Source organism: Streptomyces sp. NPDC030245, from assembly GCF_055572995.1.
Genome location: NZ_JBVICF010000005.1, coordinates 157,252 through 174,586, shown reverse-complemented (window position 1 = coordinate 174,586; position 17,335 = coordinate 157,252). Strand labels below are relative to the sequence as shown.

The window sequence follows — 17,335 nt, the reverse complement described above, 5'->3', positions numbered from 1 at the left end:
CTCCGCCGCGTTCCGCCCGGCGGTCCGCCGCGCTCCCGCTCGGTACTCTGCGGCGTTCCTGCCCGGCATTCCGCCGTGCTCCGCCCGGCGGTCCGTCGCGTTCCGCCCGGCGGTCCGTCGCGTTCCCGCTCGGTACTCCGCGGCGTTCCTGCCCGGCATTCCGCCGTGCTCCGCCCGGCGGTCCGCCGCGTTCCTGCTCGGCATTCCGCCGTGCTCCCGCCCGGCACTCTGCCGTGCTCCCGCCCGGCACTCCACCGTGCTCCCGCCCGGCACTCCGCCGCGCCCCGTGCCCCGCAGGTGCCCGGTGGCGGATCGACGGCCATGAGGCGACTAGCCTGAACGTCCGTGACCTCCACACTGATCTGGATCGCCGTCGCCCTGTTCGCGATCGGCCTCTACCTGAGCTGGACCGCCGGACGGCTCGACCGGCTGCACGCGCGCATCGACGCGGCGCGCGCCGCCCTCGACGCGCAACTGCTGCGCCGCGCCTCGGTCGCCCAGGAGTTGGCCACCTCCGGAGTGCTCGACCCGGCCGCCTCGATCGTGCTCTACGAAGCGGCGCACGCGGCCCGGCAGGCGGAGGAGGAGCAGCGCGAGGTCGCCGAGAGCGAGCTCAGTCAGGCGCTGCGGGCGATCTTCGGCGAGGCGCAGCAGGTCGAGGCGGTGCGCGAGGCGCCGGGCGGGGACGAGGCGGCCACCGAGCTGGCCGCTTCCGTGCGCCGGGTGCCGATGGCCCGGCGCTTCCACAACGACTCCGTGCGCGCCGCCCGCGCCCTGCGCAGGCACCGCAAGGTCCGCTGGTTCCGTCTTGCGGGGCACGCGCCCTTCCCGATGGCCTTCGAGATGGACGACGAACCGCCGACGGCGCTGGCGGACCGTGCGACTACGTAGAGGCACGAGAGGGCGACCCATGCGGCCCTGACCAGGGGCGCGCGGGGAAAATGAGCCACCGGTCATCCATTGGCCCTTGCTGTGGCCTGGTCGCCGGGCGTTTCCTCGGAGCTGTAGAAATCCTCTTCAGCGAGTGAGGTCAACTCCGTGTCCAGCACCCCTGACAGCACCAACGTGACGCCCGCGACCGGCACCGCCCGCGTGAAGCGCGGCATGGCCGAGCAGCTCAAGGGCGGCGTGATCATGGACGTCGTCAACGCCGAGCAGGCGAAGATAGCCGAGGACGCCGGCGCCGTCGCCGTCATGGCGCTGGAGCGGGTGCCCGCCGACATCCGCAAGGACGGCGGCGTGGCGCGGATGTCCGACCCGAACATGATCGAAGAGATCATCGAGGCCGTCTCGATCCCGGTCATGGCCAAGTCCCGCATCGGCCACTTCGTCGAGGCCCAGGTCCTCCAGTCCCTCGGTGTCGACTACATCGACGAGTCCGAGGTCCTCACCCCGGCCGACGAGGTCAATCACAGCGACAAGTTCGCCTTCACCACGCCGTTCGTCTGTGGCGCCACCAACCTGGGCGAGGCCCTGCGCCGCATCGCCGAGGGCGCGGCCATGATCCGCTCCAAGGGCGAGGCCGGCACGGGCAACGTCGTGGAGGCCGTCCGCCACCTGCGCCAGATCAAGAACGAGATCGCCAAGCTGCGCGGCTTCGACAACAACGAGCTGTACGCCGCCGCCAAGGAGCTGCGCGCCCCCTACGAGCTGGTCAAGGAGACCGCCGAGCTCGGCAAGCTCCCGGTCGTGCTGTTCTCCGCCGGTGGCGTCGCCACCCCGGCCGACGCCGCCCTGATGCGCCAGCTCGGCGCCGAGGGCGTCTTCGTCGGCTCCGGCATCTTCAAGTCCGGCGACCCGGCCAAGCGCGCCGCCGCCATCGTGAAGGCCACCACCTTCTTCGACGACCCGAAGATCATCGCTGACGCCTCCCGCAACCTCGGCGAGGCCATGGTCGGCATCAACTGCGACACCCTGCCGGAGACCGAGCGCTACGCGAACCGAGGCTGGTAATGACCACTCCCGTAGTGGGCGTCCTCGCCCTTCAGGGGGACGTACGGGAGCACCTGATCGCCCTGGCCTCGGCGGACGCCGTGGCCAGGCCGGTCCGGCGCCCCGAAGAGCTCGCCGAGGTCGACGGCCTGGTCATCCCCGGCGGTGAGTCCACCACCATCTCCAAGCTGGCCACCCTCTTCGGCCTGATGGAGCCCCTCCGCGCGCGCGTGCGGGACGGCCTGCCGGTCTACGGCAGCTGCGCGGGCATGATCATGCTCGCCGACAAGATCCTCGACCCGCGCTCGGGCCAGGAGACGGTGGGCGGCATCGACATGATCGTGCGGCGCAACGCGTTCGGTCGGCAGAACGAGTCGTTCGAGGCGGCCGTCGACGTCAAGGGTGTCGAGGGCGCCCCGGTCGAGGGCGTCTTCATCCGCGCACCCTGGGTGGAGTCGGTCGGCGCCGAGGTCGAGGTGCTCGCCGAGCACGGGGGCCACATCGTCGCCGTGCGCCAGGGCAACGCGCTCGCCACGTCGTTCCACCCCGAGCTGACGGGCGACCACCGCATTCACGCGCTGTTCGTGGAGATGGCGCGGGGTAACCCGCGCGCGGGATCCTTGTAGGATCTCCGGGGATCCCACCGTGGCCTTAAGGTCTGAAGGTCTGGGAGAGTTCGTACTGGTTGTTGGGTAACGCGAAGGAGACAGGCAGATGTCCGGCCACTCTAAATGGGCTACGACGAAGCACAAGAAGGCCGTGATCGACGCCAAGCGCGGCAAGCTCTTCGCGAAGATGATCAAGAACATCGAGGTCGCGGCCCGCACCGGCGGCGCCGACGTGTCCGGTAACCCGACCCTCTTCGACGCCATCCAGAAGGCCAAGAAGAGCTCGGTGCCGAACAAGAACATCGACTCCGCCGTCAAGCGCGGCGCCGGTCTCGAAGCCGGTGGCGCCGACTACGAGACGATCATGTACGAGGGCTACGGCCCGAACGGTGTCGCGGTGCTCATCGAGTGCCTCACCGACAACCGCAACCGCGCCGCCTCCGACGTACGCGTGGCCATGACGCGCAACGGCGGCTCGATGGCCGACCCGGGCTCCGTGTCGTACCTCTTCAACCGCAAGGGCGTCGTCATCGTCCCCAAGGGCGAGCTGAGCGAGGACGACGTTCTCGGCGCCGTCCTCGACGCGGGCGCCGAGGAGGTCAACGACCTCGGCGAGACCTTCGAGGTGCTCAGCGAGGCCACCGACCTGGTCGCGGTCCGCACCGCGCTCCAGGAGGCCGGCATCGACTACGACTCGGCCGACGCCAACTTCGTCCCGACCATGCAGGTCGAGCTGGACGAGGACGGCGCCCGGAAGATCTTCAAGCTGATCGACGCCCTGGAGGACAGCGACGACGTGCAGAACGTCTTCGCCAACTTCGACGTCTCGGACGAGGTCATGGCGAAGGTCGACGCGTAAGCGGCACCTCGCGCAGTTCCCCGCGCCCCCATGGGGCGCGCCTGGGCCGACGGGACACGCCCCGTCGGCCCATCGCGTTGTCAGAGGGACCCGATAACCTGCACGGACAGGCAATGGGAGGGGCTACGTGCGCGTGTTGGGGGTCGACCCGGGACTCACCCGGTGCGGTGTCGGTGTCGTCGAGGGCGTCGCCGGACGGCCGTTGACCATGCGCGGTGTCGGGGTCGTGAGGACCCCGGCCGACGCGGAGCTCGGCCACCGCCTCGTCGCCATCGAGCAGGGCATCGAGCAGTGGCTCGACGAGCACAGCCCCGAAGTCCTCGCCGTGGAGCGCGTCTTCAGCCAGCACAATGTGCGCACGGTCATGGGCACCGCCCAGGCCAGCGCCGTCGCCATGCTCTGCGCCTCCCGCCGCGGCATCCCCGTCGCCCTGCACACCCCCAGCGAGGTCAAGGCCGCCGTCACCGGCAGCGGCCGCGCCGACAAGGCGCAGGTCGGGGCGATGGTCACCCGCCTCCTGCGGCTCGACGCACCGCCCAAGCCAGCGGACGCCGCCGACGCCCTCGCCCTCGCCATCTGCCACATCTGGCGCGCCCCCGCGCAGAACCGCCTGCAACAGGCCGTCGCCCAGAACCGGCTCCAGCAGGCCGCCGCCCAGCACGCCGCCAGGACCCCCGCACCCCAGAAAGGCCGTACCGCATGATCGCCTTCGTCAGCGGCCCCGTCGCCGCCCTCGCCCCCGATACCGCGGTGGTCGAGGTCGGCGGCATCGGCATGGCCGTCCAGTGCACGCCCAACACCCTCTCCACGCTCCGGGTGGGCCAGCAGACCAAGCTCGCCACCTCCCTGGTCGTCCGCGAGGACTCCCTCACCCTGTACGGCTTCGCGGACGACGACGAGCGCCAGACCTTCGAGCTGCTCCAGACCGCGAGCGGCGTCGGCCCGCGCCTCGCCCAGGCCATGCTCGCCGTGCACAGCCCCGACGCCCTGCGCCGCGCCGTCTCCACCGGCGACGAGAAGGCGCTCACCGCCGTCCCCGGCATCGGCAAGAAGGGCGCCCAGAAGCTCCTCCTGGAGTACAAGGACCGCCTCGGCGAGCCCCTCGGCACCGGCGGCCCGGCGATCGGCAAGGCCGTCACCGCGGGCTGGCGCGACCAGCTCCACGCAGCCCTCATCGGCCTCGGATACGCCACGCGCGAGGCCGACGAAGCCGTCGCCGCCGTCACCCCGCAGGCCGAGGCCACCGAGGGCACGCCCCAGGTCGGACAGCTCCTCAAGGCCGCACTCCAGACCCTGAACCGCACCCGCTAGCCCTGTCCGTACGCAGAGCCACATCCGTACGCACCCGACGGCCACCCCTAGAACCGCATCGCGAGGCACACCGCATGAACTGGGACGACACGACCGACGAAGCTGCCGGAGCGGCCGAGCGGCTCGTCGGGTCCGCCGCGGAGCGGCTGGTGGACTCCGGCGCCGACGGCGAGGACCAGGCGGTCGAGGCCGCACTGCGCCCCAAGGACCTGGGCGAGTTCATCGGGCAGGAGAAGGTCCGAGAGCAGCTCGACCTGGTCCTGCGGGCGGCACGCGCGCGTGGCGCCACCGCCGACCACGTGCTGCTCTCCGGCGCCCCCGGCCTCGGCAAGACCACCCTCTCGATGATCATCGCCGCCGAGATGGGCGCCCCCATCCGCATCACCAGCGGCCCCGCCATCCAGCACGCGGGCGACCTCGCCGCGATCCTCTCCTCCCTCCAGGAGGGCGAGGTCCTCTTCCTCGACGAGATCCACCGGATGTCGCGGCCCGCCGAGGAGATGCTCTACATGGCCATGGAGGACTTCCGCGTCGACGTCATCGTCGGCAAGGGCCCCGGCGCCACCGCCATCCCCCTCGAACTGCCGCCCTTCACCCTCGTCGGCGCCACCACGCGCGCGGGCCTGCTGCCGCCGCCGCTGCGCGACCGCTTCGGCTTCACCGCGCACATGGAGTTCTACGAACCCGCGGAGCTCGAGCGCGTCGTCCACCGCTCCGCCCAGCTCCTCGACGTGGAGATCGACCCGGCCGGCGCCGCCGAGATCGCGGGCCGCTCACGCGGCACGCCCCGTATCGCCAACCGCCTGCTGCGCCGCGTCCGGGACTACGCCCAGGTCAAGGCCGACGGCCGGATCGACCGCGAGATCGCCGGCGCGGCCCTCGCGGTCTACGAGGTGGACGGACGGGGCCTCGACCGCCTCGACCGGGCGGTCCTGGAAGCGCTGCTCAAGCTGTTCGGCGGCGGCCCCGTCGGCCTGTCGACGCTCGCGGTCGCGGTGGGGGAGGAGCGGGAGACGGTCGAGGAGGTGGCCGAGCCCTTCCTCGTACGCGAGGGACTGCTCGCCCGCACCCCGCGCGGCCGCGTCGCGACGCCCGCGGCCTGGGCGCACCTCGGCCTGGTGCCCCCGCGCCAGACGGGCGGAAAGGGACAACAGGACCTGTTCGGGGCGTGATGCCGGTGAGACGGCACCGCGGCCGGAGGACAACGGCGCGGATAGTCGACCCGTCAGGAACTGCGGTGCCATGCTGAGCGTTGTTCGTTAGGTGCGGACTCGCTTAGACTCCGCCGATGCCGCCCTTGTGGGCGGTGTGCCCACCCCCATCCCCATGGCCGCTCAACCGCGCGGTCCGCGAAGGAAACTCCGTCCCGTGAATATCGTGACCCTCCTCCCGTTCATCGTGCTCATCGGGGCCATGTTCCTGATGACCCGGTCTGCGAAGAAGAAGCAGCAGGCCGCCGCGCAGATGCGTAACGAGATGCAGCCCGGCACCGGCATCCGCACGATCGGTGGCATGTACGCCACCGTCAAGGAGGTTCACGACGAAGCCGTCCTCCTTGAGGTGGCTCCCGGTGTCCACGCGGTTTACGCGAAGAACTCGATCGGCGCCGTTCTCGCCGACGACGAGTACAACCGCATCGTGCACGGCACCGAGGACGACCTGAACGAGGACGACGACGCCCCCGTCGTTCCGGACGACGCCTCCTCCCTGACCGAGACCGACGAGCCCGCCGACGCCTCCGCCGACTCGCCCATCGACCTCGGCAAGAAGGACACGGCCGCCGGGGCCGACGACGCGCAGCCGAAGAAGACCGACGGCGAGTCCGACGCGAAGTAGCCACGGCCGGGGCCCGCGGGGCGCGCCGCTCGCGCGCCACGGGCCCCGGATCACGTGCATTTCGCGCCGAATCCCGACACCACTTCATGGCCGCCCGCCCGGGCCTCCCCGCACCGCAAGGGGGCAGACCGGACGCCGGGCGGTTGGACAGGGAGAACGAGAAGGTGGCAGCACCCAAGAAGGGCCGAAGGCAGAGCGCTCCGGGCAAGCCGGGACGCGCACTGGTCTTCATCCTGATCGCCCTCGTGGCGCTGACCGGGGGAATGTTCCTTTCGGGGCACACCACGCCCCGCCTGGGCATCGACCTCGCCGGCGGCACGAGCATCACGCTCGAGGCGAAGAACGAGCCCGGTCAGAAGAACGCGATCAACCAGACCAACATGAACACCGCGGTTGACATCATCAACAACCGTGTCAACGGCCTGGGTGTCTCCGAGGCCGAGGTTCAGACCCAGGGCGACAAGAACATCATTGTCAACATCCCCAAGGGTTCGAACGAGAAGCAGGCGCGTCAGCAGGTCGGCACGACCGCTCAGCTCTACTTCCGTCCGGTGATCACGCAGACCAGCGGCGCCCCGACGCCCGAGCCGTCCCCCAGCTCCTCCTCCGGGACGGACAAGGAGAAGGACAAGGACAAGGCGACGGACAAGGCCACCGACAAGGCGACCTCTCCCGCCGGCACCCCGTCGACCCAGGGCCGCGCCGTCAGCGAGGCCCTGAAGGCGGACCCGACGCCGTCGGACAAGGCCAAGGACGGTGACGACGGCAAGAAGCAGGACAAGACGCCGACTCCCGACCCGGCCACCGCCAAGCTCCAGGAGCAGTTCACCAAGCTGGACTGCACCGACAAGAAGGCCCGCGTCGAGGCCGGCCGGGGCATCAAGCCCTCCGAGCCGACCATCGCGTGCGGCAAGAGCCCCGACGGCAAGTCCTGGGACAAGTTCATCCTCGGCCCGGCCGAGGTGAACGGCAAGGACGTCAAGAAGGCTCAGGCGGTCATCAGGCCGGAGACCGGTTCCTGGGTCGTCAACATGGACTTCACCAAGGGCGGCTCGAAGAAGTTCTCCGCGGTCACCAGCAAGCTCTCGCAGCAGCAGCCCCCGCAGAACCAGTTCGCGATCGTCCTCGACGGTGACGTCGTCTCCGCCCCCAGCGTCAACACGACCCTGAGCGCCAACGCCGAGATCTCCGGCAGCTTCACCCAGCAGTCCGCGAAGGACCTGGCGAACGTCCTCTCGTACGGCGCGCTGCCGCTCACCTTCCACGAGCAGAGCGTCACCACGGTCAGCCCGGCCCTCGGTGGCGAGCAGCTGGAGGCGGGCCTCATCGCGGGCGCCATCGGCCTCGCGCTGGTCGTCATCTACCTGGTGGCCTACTACCGCGGCCTCTCGCTCATCGCCATCGCGAGCCTCGTGGTCTCCGCGGCGCTGACGTACACGATCATGACGCTGCTCGGCCCGACCATCAAGTTCGCGCTGAACCTGCCGGCCGTCTGCGGTGCGATCGTCGCGATCGGCATCACGGCGGACTCGTTCATCGTGTTCTTCGAGCGTGTACGGGACGAGATCCGCGAGGGCCGCACGCTGCGTCCCGCCGTCGAGCGGGGCTGGCCGCGCGCCCGGCGCACCATCCTGGTCTCCGACTTCGTGTCGTTCCTCGCCGCCGCCGTCCTCTTCGTCGTCACGGTCGGCAAGGTGCAGGGCTTCGCGTTCACGCTCGGCCTGACCACGCTGCTCGACGTCGTCGTCGTCTTCTTCTTCACGAAGCCGCTGATGACACTCATGGCCCGCAAGAAGTTCTTCGCCGATGGCCACAAGTGGTCCGGCCTCGACCCGGAGCGGCTCGGCGCCAAGCCCCCGCTGCGCCGGTCCCGCCGCGTCACCGCTCCCCCCGCCGGCCCTGTCGACCCGAAGGAGGCGTGAGATGTCGAAGCTCGGCAATCTCGGCGCCAGGCTCTACCGCGGTGAGGTCGGCTACGACTTCGTCGGCAAGCGCAAGATCTGGTACGGCATCTCGATACTGATCACCATCACGGCCATCGTCGGCCTGGCGGTGCGCGGCCTGAACATGGGCATCGAGTTCGAGGGCGGCGCCGTCTTCAACACCCCGAAGACGAGCGTCTCGGTCTCCCAGGCCGAGGAGGCCGCGGAGAAGGCGTCCGGCCACGACGCGATCGTCCAGAAGCTGGGCGACGACGCGATGCGCATCCAGATCGCGGGCGTGGACATCAAGAAGTCCGACCAGATCAAGCAGGCGCTCGCCGAGGATCTGGACGTCAAGGCCGGCGACATCAACGCCGACCTGGTGGGCCCGAGTTGGGGTGAGCAGATCGCCAACAAGGCCTGGCAGGGCCTGGCGATCTTCATGGTGCTCGTGGTGGTCTACCTGGCCATCGCCTTCGAGTGGCGCATGGCCCTCGCGGCGCTGATCGCGCTGATCCACGACATCACCATCACCGTGGGTGTGTACGCACTGGTCGGCTTCGAGGTCACACCGGGCACGGTGATCGGTCTGCTGACCATCCTCGGTTACTCGCTCTACGACACAGTGGTGGTCTTCGACAGCTTGAAGGAGCAGTCGAAGGACATCACCAAGCAGACGAGGTACACCTACAGCGAGCTCGCCAACCGCAGCATCAACGGCACGCTGGTGCGCTCGATCAACACCACGGTCGTCGCGCTGCTCCCGGTGGCGGGTCTGCTCTTCATCGGTGGCGGTGTCCTGGGCGCCGGCATGCTCAACGACATCTCGCTGTCTCTGTTCGTCGGCCTCGCGGCCGGCGCGTACTCCTCGATCTTCATCGCCACGCCGCTCGTCGCCGACTTCAAGGAGCGCGAGCCGCAGATGAAGGCCCTCAAGAAGCGGGTGCTCGCCAAGCGCGCGGCAGCTGCGGCCAAGGGGGAGTCCGCCGAGGCGCAGGAGCCTGCCGGTGACGAGGAGCCCCGGGACGCCGTGCTCGGTGAGGCCACCCCGGCCGTCGTCGGTCCCCGCACGCAGCCCGCGTCGCGCGGCCGCGGCAAGGGCCGTCCTTCCGGGAAGCGCCGATGACCGAGCTCGCAGGCGTCACGGAGCTGCTGCTCAGCCGCATCCGTGACGTTCCGGACTACCCGGTGCCGGGCGTGATGTTCAAGGACATCACGCCGCTGCTCGCCGACCCGGTGGCGTTCTCCGCGCTCACGGAGACGCTCGCCGACCTCAGCGTGCGGCACGGCGCCACGAAGATCGTCGGCCTGGAGGCCCGCGGCTTCATCCTCGGCGCCCCGGTCGCGGTCCGCGCCGGGCTCGGCTTCGTCCCCGTACGCAAGGCGGGCAAGCTCCCCGGAGCGACGCTGAAGCAGAGCTACGACCTGGAGTACGGCAGCGCTGAGATCGAGGTGCACGCCGAGGACCTGGACGCGGGCGACCGCGTCATGGTCATCGACGACGTCCTCGCCACCGGTGGCACCGCGGCGGCGTCGCTCGACCTGATCCGCCGCTCGGGCGCCGAGGTGGCCGGTGTCGCGGTCCTCATGGAGCTCGGCTTCCTCGACGGCCGCCGCAAGCTGGCGCAGGCCTTGGGCGGGGCACCGCTGGAGGCGCTGATCACCGTCTGACAGGCGGTCCGCAGGACGGCACGACGGGCGTTCCGGTACCCACCGGGGCGCCCGTCGTCGTCCCGGCCGGGCACCGCCCGGACAGCCCGGGAATCGGACCCACGCCTCGCGCGTTTCTCCAGTACAGAGCTGTCTCACCGGCCCAGGGCGAGCCATCGGTCCAGGATCGATACCATGGACTCTTCGGGGCCTGACCGGGGGACCCCGATCGCGCACAGGGAGCGCTCTTGCCAGACGAGTCCCAGCCACTCACCGCCGCCAAGGCCGCGCAGCAGGCCCAGCAGGCCTCGGCGGGGTCAGCCGCGCCCGCGAAGAAGGCAGAAGGCGGGCAGGGCGGCACGTCCGCGCAGCGCGCCCAGGCAGAGGTCGCCCGGGGCGACAAACCGGCCGAGCAGCCCCGCCCGAAGCCGCCCGCGGACCACCACCCGACGGCCCCCGCGATCCGGCCCGCCACCGGCCAGCCGGCGCGCACGGGCTCCTCCAACCGCGTCCGGGCCCGGCTCGCCCGGCTCGGCGTCCAGCGCTCGAACCCGTACAACCCGGTCCTTGAGCCCCTGCTGCGCATAGTGCGCAGCAACGACCCCAAGATCGAGACGTCCACGCTCCGCCAGATCGAGCGGGCCTACCAGGTCGCCGAGCGCTGGCACCGCGGCCAGAAGCGCAAGAGCGGCGACCCGTACATCACGCACCCGCTCGCCGTGACGACCATCCTCGCCGAGCTCGGCATGGACCCCGCCACCCTGATGGCCGGGCTCCTGCACGACACCGTCGAGGACACCGAGTACGGCCTGGACACCCTCAAGCGCGACTTCGGCGACCAGGTCGCGCTGCTCGTCGACGGCGTCACCAAGCTGGACAAGGTCAAGTTCGGCGAGGCCGCGCAGGCCGAGACCGTGCGCAAGATGGTCGTCGCCATGGCCAAGGACCCGCGCGTCCTGGTCATCAAGCTCGCCGACCGCCTGCACAACATGCGCACCATGCGGTACCTCAAGCGCGAGAAGCAGGAGAAGAAGGCCCGCGAGACCCTGGAGATCTACGCTCCGCTGGCGCACCGCCTGGGCATGAACACCATCAAGTGGGAGCTGGAGGACCTCGCCTTCGCGATCCTCTACCCCAAGATGTACGACGAGATCGTGCGCCTGGTCGCCGAGCGGGCCCCCAAGCGCGACGAGTACCTCGCCATAGTGACCGACGAGGTCCAGGCCGATCTCAGGTCCGCCCGCATCAAGGCCACCGTCACCGGCCGCCCGAAGCACTACTACAGCGTCTACCAGAAGATGATCGTCCGCGGCCGTGACTTCGCGGAGATCTACGACCTGGTGGGTATTCGTGTCCTGGTCGACACGGTCCGCGACTGTTACGCGGCCCTCGGCACCGTCCACGCGCGATGGAACCCGGTCCCCGGCCGGTTCAAGGACTACATCGCGATGCCGAAGTTCAACATGTACCAGTCGCTGCACACGACGGTCATCGGCCCCAACGGCAAGCCCGTCGAGCTCCAGATCCGTACGTTCGACATGCACCGCCGCGCCGAGTACGGCATCGCCGCGCACTGGAAGTACAAGCAGGAGGCCGTCGCCGGTGCCTCCAAGGTGCGCACCGACGTGCCGAGGAAGGCCGGCGGCAAGGACGACCACCTCAACGACATGGCGTGGCTGCGCCAGCTCCTCGACTGGCAGAAGGAGACCGAGGACCCCAGCGAGTTCCTGGAGTCCCTGCGCTTCGACCTGTCGCGCAACGAAGTCTTCGTGTTCACGCCGAAGGGCGACGTCATAGCGCTTCCGGCGGGCGCCACCCCCGTCGACTTCTCGTACGCGGTGCACACCGAGGTCGGCCACCGCACCATAGGGGCGCGGGTCAACGGCCGTCTCGTACCGCTCGAATCGACCCTGGACAACGGCGACCTGGTGGAGGTCTTCACCTCCAAGGCCGCGGGCGCGGGCCCGTCCCGCGACTGGCTCGGCTTCGTCAAGTCGCCGCGGGCGCGCAACAAGATCCGCGCGTGGTTCTCCAAGGAGCGCCGCGACGAGGCCATCGAGCAGGGCAAGGACGCCATCGCGCGCGCCATGCGCAAGCAGAACCTGCCGATCCAGCGGATCCTCACCGGCGACTCGCTGGTCACCCTCGCCCACGAGATGCGCTACCCCGACATCTCCTCGCTGTACGCGGCGATCGGTGAGGGCCACGTCACGGCGCAGTCCGTCGTGCAGAAGCTCGTCCAGGCGCTCGGCGGCGAGGAGGCGGCCAACGAGGACATCGCGGAGAGCGCGCCGCCCTCGCGCGGCCGCAGCAAGCGCCGCTCCAACGCCGACCCGGGCGTCGTCGTCAAGGGCGTCGAGGACGTGTGGGTGAAGCTGGCCCGCTGCTGCACGCCCGTCCCCGGCGACCCCATCATCGGCTTCGTCACGCGCGGCAGCGGGGTGTCGGTCCACCGCAGCGACTGCGTCAACGTGGACTCGCTCTCGCGTGAACCCGAGCGGATCCTCGAAGTCGAGTGGGCACCCACCCAGTCGTCGGTCTTCCTCGTCGCCATCCAGGTCGAGGCCCTGGACCGCTCGCGCCTCCTGTCGGACGTCACGCGCATCCTCTCGGACCAGCACGTGAACATCCTGTCGGCGGCCGTGCAGACCTCCCGCGACCGCGTCGCCACCTCCCGCTTCACCTTCGAGATGGGCGACCCCAAGCACCTCGGCCACGTGCTCAAGGCCGTCAGGGGCGTCGAGGGCGTGTACGACGTCTACCGGGTCACGTCGGCGCGCAGGCCGTAAACGGGGTACTACGTAGAGGGGCTCCCGCACGCGGTGTGCGGGAGCCCCTCTACGTAGAGTGCCGAAAACTCAGCCGCCGAACTCGTGCAGACCCTTCAAGGCCTGGTCGAGCAGCGCCTGACGGCCGTCGAGCTCCTTCTGGAGCTTGTCGGCCTTGGCGTTGTTGCCCGCCGCGCGGGCCTTCTCGATCTGCTCCGTCAGCTTGTCCACCGCCGCCTGCAACTGCCCCGTGAGACCCTCGGCACGGGCCCGCGCCTCCGGGTTCGTCCGGCGCCACTCGGCCTCCTCGGACTCCTGAAGCGCCCGCTCCACGGCGTGCATGCGGCCCTCGACCTTCGGGCGGGCGTCACGCGGGACGTGGCCGATGGCCTCCCAGCGCTCGTTGATGGCACGGAAGGCGGCACGGGCCGACTTCAGGTCCGTCACCGGGACGAGCTTCTCGGCCTCGGCGGCCAGCTCCTCCTTGAGCTTCAGGTTCTCACCTTGCTCCGCGTCGCGCTCCGCGAAGACCGCGCTGCGCGCCGCGAAGAAGACGTCCTGGGCGCCGCGGAAGCGGTTCCACAGATCGTCCTCGTGCTCGCGCTGGGCGCGGCCCGCTGCCTTCCAGTCGGCCATCAACTCGCGGTACCGCGCGGCCGTCGGGCCCCAGTCCGTCGAGCTCGACAGCGCCTCGGCCTCGGCGACCAGTGTCTCCTTGGCCTTGCGGGCCTCCTCGCGCTGCGCGTCCAGCGAGGCGAAGTGCGCCTTGCGGCGCTTGGAGAACGCCGAGCGCGCGTGCGAGAAGCGGTGCCACAGTTCGTCATCCGACTTGCGGTCGAGACGCGGCAGACCCTTCCAGGTGTCCACCAGGGCCCGCAGCCGCTCGCCGGCCGCCCGCCACTGCTCGCTGCGGGCCAGCTCCTCGGCCTCGACGACCAGGGCCTCCTTGGCGTGCCGCGCCTCGTCGGACTGCTTGGCCTTCTGCGCCTTGCGCTCCTCGCGGCGCGCCTCGACGGTCTCCACCAGCTTGTCGAGCCGCTTGCTCAGGGCGTCCAGATCACCGACCGCGTGCGCCTCGTCGACCTGCTGACGCAGGTGGTCGATGGCGGTCATCGCGTCCTTGGCCGACAGATCGGTCGTCTTCACCCGGCGCTCGAGAAGTCCGATCTCGACGACCAGACCGTCGTACTTGCGCTCGAAGTAGGCCAGGGCCTCGTCGGGAGATCCTGCCTGCCACGAACCGACCACTCGCTCGCCGCCGTCGGCCGTACGCACGTACACGGTCCCCGTCTCGTCGACGCGGCCCCACGGGTCGCTGCTCACAGCGCCTCCTCCACATGATGCCTGCGCAGGGCCTCGGGGCCCCCGGCATCGTCCACAGTTTCGTCACCGCCAACATAGGCGACCGGCGGGGCGGCTGTCCGCATCCCGCACGACCGAAGTTTGCCTGGCGGCGCTCAGGATTTGGTGACGGTGGCCTTGTCGATGACGACCGTCGCGTTCGGGGCGCCGTCGCCCTGCCCGCTGCTCTCGCCGGCGGCGGCGATCTTCTTCAGGACCTTCATCCCGGAATCGGAAATGGTCCCGAACGGTGTGTAGTCGGGCGGGAGCTGACTGTCCTGGTAGACGAGGAAGAACTGGCTGCCGCCGGTGTTCCTGCCCTTCTTCGCCCGGGCGTTGTACTGGTTCGCCATGGCGACCGTGCCGGCCGGATACACGTTGCCCTTGAGGCGCTTGTCCTTCAGGTTCTCGTCCGGGATCTTGTATCCGGGGCTGCCCTCCCCGGTCCCCTTCGGGTCGCCGCACTGGAGGACGTAGATGCCGCCGGTGGTCAGGCGGTGGCACTTGGTGTGGTCCAGGTAGCCCTTGTTCACCAGGAAGTTGAAGGAGTTGACGGTGCGCGGGGCCTTCGCCGCGTCCAGGTCGAGGCCGATGTCACCGCACGTCGTCCGCAGCTCCATCCGGTAGTCGGCGGACTTGTCGATGGTGAGCGCCGGCTCCTTCTCGAAGCTCAGCGGCTTCACCTTGCCGGGCGCCGCCTTCTCGCACGGGTCCTTGGGCGCGCTGCTCGCCTGTGCGTTCGCGTCGTCCTTCGTGTCGTCCCCGTCGAAGGCCCCGGCCGCGTACGACACGGCGCCACCGGCCACGACCACCGCGAGCGTCCCCGCGATCACCGCGTTGCGCGCCCGTACCCGGCGCCGTGCGGCCTCGCGCCGCTCCTGCTGCCGCCGGCGCTTCTCCCGCGCGAGCTGCTTGCGCCGCTGTTCCTGGCTGACCACCGGCTTTTCTCCCCTTCTCCCGCGCATGTCTCGTCATACGCTGCGTAGTGCCCCGTACCGTATATGGGTTACCTGTGGAATCGGCAGCGCCGGTAGGCTCTGATCTGCCGCGTTCTCCCGCCGGGGGCCCGCGGCTCCCTCCCGCCGGACGACGAATGAAGGACGATCGTGCTGATTGCCGGGTTCCCCGCCGGGGCCTGGGGCACCAACTGCTACGTGGTCGCCCCCGCCGCAGGCGAGGAGTGCGTGATCATCGACCCGGGCCACCAGGCCGCCCAGGGAGTCGAGGACGCACTCCAGAAGCATCGGCTCAAGCCCGTCGCGGTCATCCTCACGCACGGCCACATCGACCACGTCGCCTCGGTCGTCCCGGTCTGCGGGGCGCACGACGTGCCCGCGTGGATCCACCCCTCCGACCGGTACATGATGAGCGACCCCGAGAAGGCCCTCGGGCGCTCCATCGGGATGCCGCTCATGGGCGAGCTGACGGTGGGGGAGCCCGACGACCTGCGTGAGCTGTCCGACGGCGCCGGGCTGAAGCTGGCGGGTCTCGACTTCACCGTCGCGCACGCGCCGGGCCATACGAAGGGGTCGGTGACCTTCCAGATGCCCGAGACGGCCGAGGTCCCCTCGGTCTTCTTCTCGGGCGATCTGCTCTTCGCCGGCTCCATCGGACGCACCGACCTGCCCGGCGGCAGCCACACCGAGATCCTCCAGTCGCTGGCCCGCGTGTGCCTGCCGCTCGACGACTCGACCGTGGTGCTGTCCGGCCACGGCCCCCAGACATCCATCGGCCAGGAGCGCGCCACCAACCCGTATCTGCGGCAGGTGGCCGCCGGCCTGGGCGCGGACCCCACGTCCGCCCCGCGACGAGGAATGTGACGAGAGAAATTCCGTGAGCACCTTCAAGGCCCCCAAGGGCACGTACGACCTGCTTCCGCCGGACTCCGCGAAGTTCCTGGCGGTCCGCGAGGCCATCGCCGCGCCGCTGCGCAACTCCGGCTACGGCTACGTCGAGACGCCCGGCTTCGAGAACGTCGAGCTGTTCGCGCGCGGTGTCGGTGAGTCCACCGACATCGTCACCAAGGAGATGTACGCCTTCACCACCAAGGGCGGCGACGAGCTCGCGCTGCGCCCCGAGGGCACCGCGTCCGTGCTGCGCGCGGCCCTGGAGGGCAACCTCCACAAGGCGGGCAACCTGCCCGTCAAGCTCTGGTACTCGGGCTCCTACTACCGGTACGAGCGCCCCCAGAAGGGCCGCTACAGGCACTTCTCCCAGGTCGGTGCCGAGGCGATCGGCGCCGAGGACCCGGCGCTCGACGCCGAGCTGATCATCCTGGCCGACCAGGCGTACCGCGCCCTCGGCCTGCGGAACTTCCGCATCCTGCTGAACTCGCTCGGCGACAAGGAGTGCCGTCCCGTCTACCGCGCCGCGCTCCAGGAGTTCCTGCGCGGCCTGGACCTGGACGAGGAGACACGTCGACGTATCGACATCAACCCGCTGCGGGTCCTCGACGACAAGCGGGCGGACGTCCAGAAGCAGCTGGTGGGCGCGCCCTCCCTGCGTGACTACCTGTGCGACGCGTGCAAGACGTACCACGAGCAGGTCCGCGAGCTCATCACGGCGGCGGGCGTCGCCTTCGAGGACGACGAGAAGCTGGTCCGCGGCCTGGACTACTACACCCGCACGACCTTCGAGTTCGTCCACGACGGCCTCGGCTCGCAGTCCGCGGTCGGCGGCGGCGGACGCTACGACGGCCTCTCCGAGATGATCGGCGGCCCCTCGCTGCCGTCGGTCGGCTGGGCGCTCGGCGTGGACCGCACCGTGCTCGCCCTGGAGGCGGAGGGCGTCGAACTCGAACTGCCCGCGTCCACCAGCGTCTTCGCGGTACCGCTCGGCGAGGAGGCCCGCCGCGTCCTGTTCGCCAAGGTGACGGAGCTGCGCAGGGCCGGGGTCGCGGCGGACTTCTCGTACGGCGGGAAGGGCCTGAAGGGCGCGATGAAGAACGCCAACCGCTCGGGCGCGCGCTTCACCGTCGTCGCCGGTGAGCGTGACCTGGCCGAAGGCGTCGTCCAGCTCAAGGACATGGAGTCCGGCGAGCAGAGCGCCGTGGCGGTCGACGAGGTCGTCGCGGTGCTCACGGCGAAGCTGGCATAGCGCGCCGGCGAG

The 17,335-nt window shown here is 70.2% G+C and carries 16 protein-coding genes; 14 read left to right on the top strand and 2 right to left on the bottom strand.

From position 1 onward, the window contains the following. Nucleotides 1-345 precede the first annotated feature (345 nt). The 12 genes from ACZ4Z4_RS15510 to ACZ4Z4_RS15455 all read left to right on the top strand — a co-directional run bounded on the left by ACZ4Z4_RS15510 (nucleotide 346) and on the right by ACZ4Z4_RS15455 (nucleotide 12,907). Nucleotides 346-891: a hypothetical protein gene (locus ACZ4Z4_RS15510; protein WP_468327120.1), complete on the top strand. Its 546-nt coding sequence runs from the start codon at nucleotides 346-348 to the stop codon at nucleotides 889-891. A gap of 147 nt (nucleotides 892-1,038) precedes the next feature. Then, complete coding sequence (gene pdxS / locus ACZ4Z4_RS15505; protein ID WP_468327118.1) at nucleotides 1,039-1,953, top strand: pyridoxal 5'-phosphate synthase lyase subunit PdxS; 915 nt, start codon at nucleotides 1,039-1,041, stop codon at nucleotides 1,951-1,953. After that, entirely contained in the window at nucleotides 1,953-2,558 is a 606-nt protein-coding gene (gene pdxT, locus ACZ4Z4_RS15500) for a pyridoxal 5'-phosphate synthase glutaminase subunit PdxT (protein WP_398310887.1), read from the top strand. Before pdxS ends, pdxT begins: the two co-directional genes overlap by 1 nt. An 88-nt stretch (nucleotides 2,559-2,646) precedes the next feature. Continuing rightward, nucleotides 2,647-3,399: a YebC/PmpR family DNA-binding transcriptional regulator gene (locus tag ACZ4Z4_RS15495; RefSeq protein WP_362999325.1), complete on the top strand. Its 753-nt coding sequence runs from the start codon at nucleotides 2,647-2,649 to the stop codon at nucleotides 3,397-3,399. A gap of 127 nt (nucleotides 3,400-3,526) precedes the next feature. Beyond that, nucleotides 3,527-4,102: a crossover junction endodeoxyribonuclease RuvC gene (gene ruvC / locus ACZ4Z4_RS15490; RefSeq protein ID WP_468327116.1), complete on the top strand. Its 576-nt coding sequence runs from the start codon at nucleotides 3,527-3,529 to the stop codon at nucleotides 4,100-4,102. Next, the gene (gene ruvA, locus ACZ4Z4_RS15485; RefSeq protein WP_362999323.1) at nucleotides 4,099-4,710 is read left to right on the top strand and encodes a Holliday junction branch migration protein RuvA; all 612 of its coding nucleotides are present in this window, start codon (nucleotides 4,099-4,101) and stop codon (nucleotides 4,708-4,710) included. Before ruvC ends, ruvA begins: the two co-directional genes overlap by 4 nt. A gap of 74 nt (nucleotides 4,711-4,784) precedes the next feature. Further along, the gene (gene ruvB / locus ACZ4Z4_RS15480) at nucleotides 4,785-5,882 is read left to right on the top strand and encodes a Holliday junction branch migration DNA helicase RuvB (RefSeq protein WP_468327114.1); all 1,098 of its coding nucleotides are present in this window, start codon (nucleotides 4,785-4,787) and stop codon (nucleotides 5,880-5,882) included. A gap of 196 nt (nucleotides 5,883-6,078) precedes the next feature. Next, on the top strand, nucleotides 6,079-6,546 hold the full coding sequence (yajC, locus tag ACZ4Z4_RS15475) for a preprotein translocase subunit YajC (protein WP_468327112.1): 468 nt from the start codon (nucleotides 6,079-6,081) through the stop codon (nucleotides 6,544-6,546). A 164-nt stretch (nucleotides 6,547-6,710) separates the two neighbouring features. Then, a complete protein-coding gene (gene secD / locus ACZ4Z4_RS15470) occupies nucleotides 6,711-8,468 on the top strand; it encodes a protein translocase subunit SecD (RefSeq protein WP_468327110.1) in 1,758 nt (585 codons plus the stop codon). 1 nt (nucleotide 8,469) lies between these two features. Next, a complete protein-coding gene (gene secF / locus ACZ4Z4_RS15465) occupies nucleotides 8,470-9,594 on the top strand; it encodes a protein translocase subunit SecF (RefSeq protein WP_468327108.1) in 1,125 nt (374 codons plus the stop codon). Further along, nucleotides 9,591-10,139 (top strand): adenine phosphoribosyltransferase, encoded by a 549-nt coding sequence (locus ACZ4Z4_RS15460; RefSeq protein ID WP_468327106.1) that lies wholly within the window; start codon nucleotides 9,591-9,593, stop codon nucleotides 10,137-10,139. Before secF ends, ACZ4Z4_RS15460 begins: the two co-directional genes overlap by 4 nt. A gap of 227 nt (nucleotides 10,140-10,366) precedes the next feature. Then, nucleotides 10,367-12,907: a RelA/SpoT family protein gene (locus ACZ4Z4_RS15455; protein WP_398310860.1), complete on the top strand. Its 2,541-nt coding sequence runs from the start codon at nucleotides 10,367-10,369 to the stop codon at nucleotides 12,905-12,907. Nucleotides 12,908-12,976: 69 nt separating this feature from the next. Here the strand turns inward: ACZ4Z4_RS15455 and ACZ4Z4_RS15450 are convergent, their stop codons facing one another. Both ACZ4Z4_RS15450 and ACZ4Z4_RS15445 read right to left on the bottom strand, forming a co-directional pair. Then, nucleotides 12,977-14,209 carry a DUF349 domain-containing protein gene (locus ACZ4Z4_RS15450; RefSeq protein ID WP_468327104.1) on the bottom strand — a complete coding sequence of 411 codons (1,233 nt, stop codon included), beginning with the start codon at nucleotides 14,207-14,209 and terminating at the stop codon, nucleotides 12,977-12,979. 134 nt (nucleotides 14,210-14,343) lie between these two features. Beyond that, the gene (locus ACZ4Z4_RS15445) at nucleotides 14,344-15,165 is read right to left on the bottom strand and encodes a peptidylprolyl isomerase (protein ID WP_468327102.1); all 822 of its coding nucleotides are present in this window, start codon (nucleotides 15,163-15,165) and stop codon (nucleotides 14,344-14,346) included. A gap of 168 nt (nucleotides 15,166-15,333) precedes the next feature. On the opposite strand from ACZ4Z4_RS15445, the gene ACZ4Z4_RS15440 reads away from it, so the two are divergent. Together ACZ4Z4_RS15440 and hisS are read left to right on the top strand one after the other, a co-directional pair. Next, nucleotides 15,334-16,047: an MBL fold metallo-hydrolase gene (locus ACZ4Z4_RS15440; protein WP_468327100.1), complete on the top strand. Its 714-nt coding sequence runs from the start codon at nucleotides 15,334-15,336 to the stop codon at nucleotides 16,045-16,047. 13 nt (nucleotides 16,048-16,060) lie between these two features. Then, nucleotides 16,061-17,323: a histidine--tRNA ligase gene (gene hisS, locus ACZ4Z4_RS15435; RefSeq protein ID WP_468327098.1), complete on the top strand. Its 1,263-nt coding sequence runs from the start codon at nucleotides 16,061-16,063 to the stop codon at nucleotides 17,321-17,323. The last annotated feature ends 12 nt before the right edge of the window (nucleotides 17,324-17,335 follow it).

Bases quoted from the DNA above. Each gene is read 5' to 3' on its own strand.
- pdxT (WP_398310887.1), top strand. From the start codon at position 1,953: ATGACCACTCCCGTAGTGGGCGTCCTCGCCCTTCAGGGGGACGTACGG.
- ACZ4Z4_RS15495 (WP_362999325.1), top strand. From the start codon at position 2,647: ATGTCCGGCCACTCTAAATGGGCTACGACGAAGCACAAGAAGGCCGTG.
- ruvA (WP_362999323.1), top strand. From the start codon at position 4,099: ATGATCGCCTTCGTCAGCGGCCCCGTCGCCGCCCTCGCCCCCGATACC.
- ruvB (WP_468327114.1), top strand. From the start codon at position 4,785: ATGAACTGGGACGACACGACCGACGAAGCTGCCGGAGCGGCCGAGCGG.
- secF (WP_468327108.1), top strand. From the start codon at position 8,470: ATGTCGAAGCTCGGCAATCTCGGCGCCAGGCTCTACCGCGGTGAGGTC.
- ACZ4Z4_RS15460 (WP_468327106.1), top strand. From the start codon at position 9,591: ATGACCGAGCTCGCAGGCGTCACGGAGCTGCTGCTCAGCCGCATCCGT.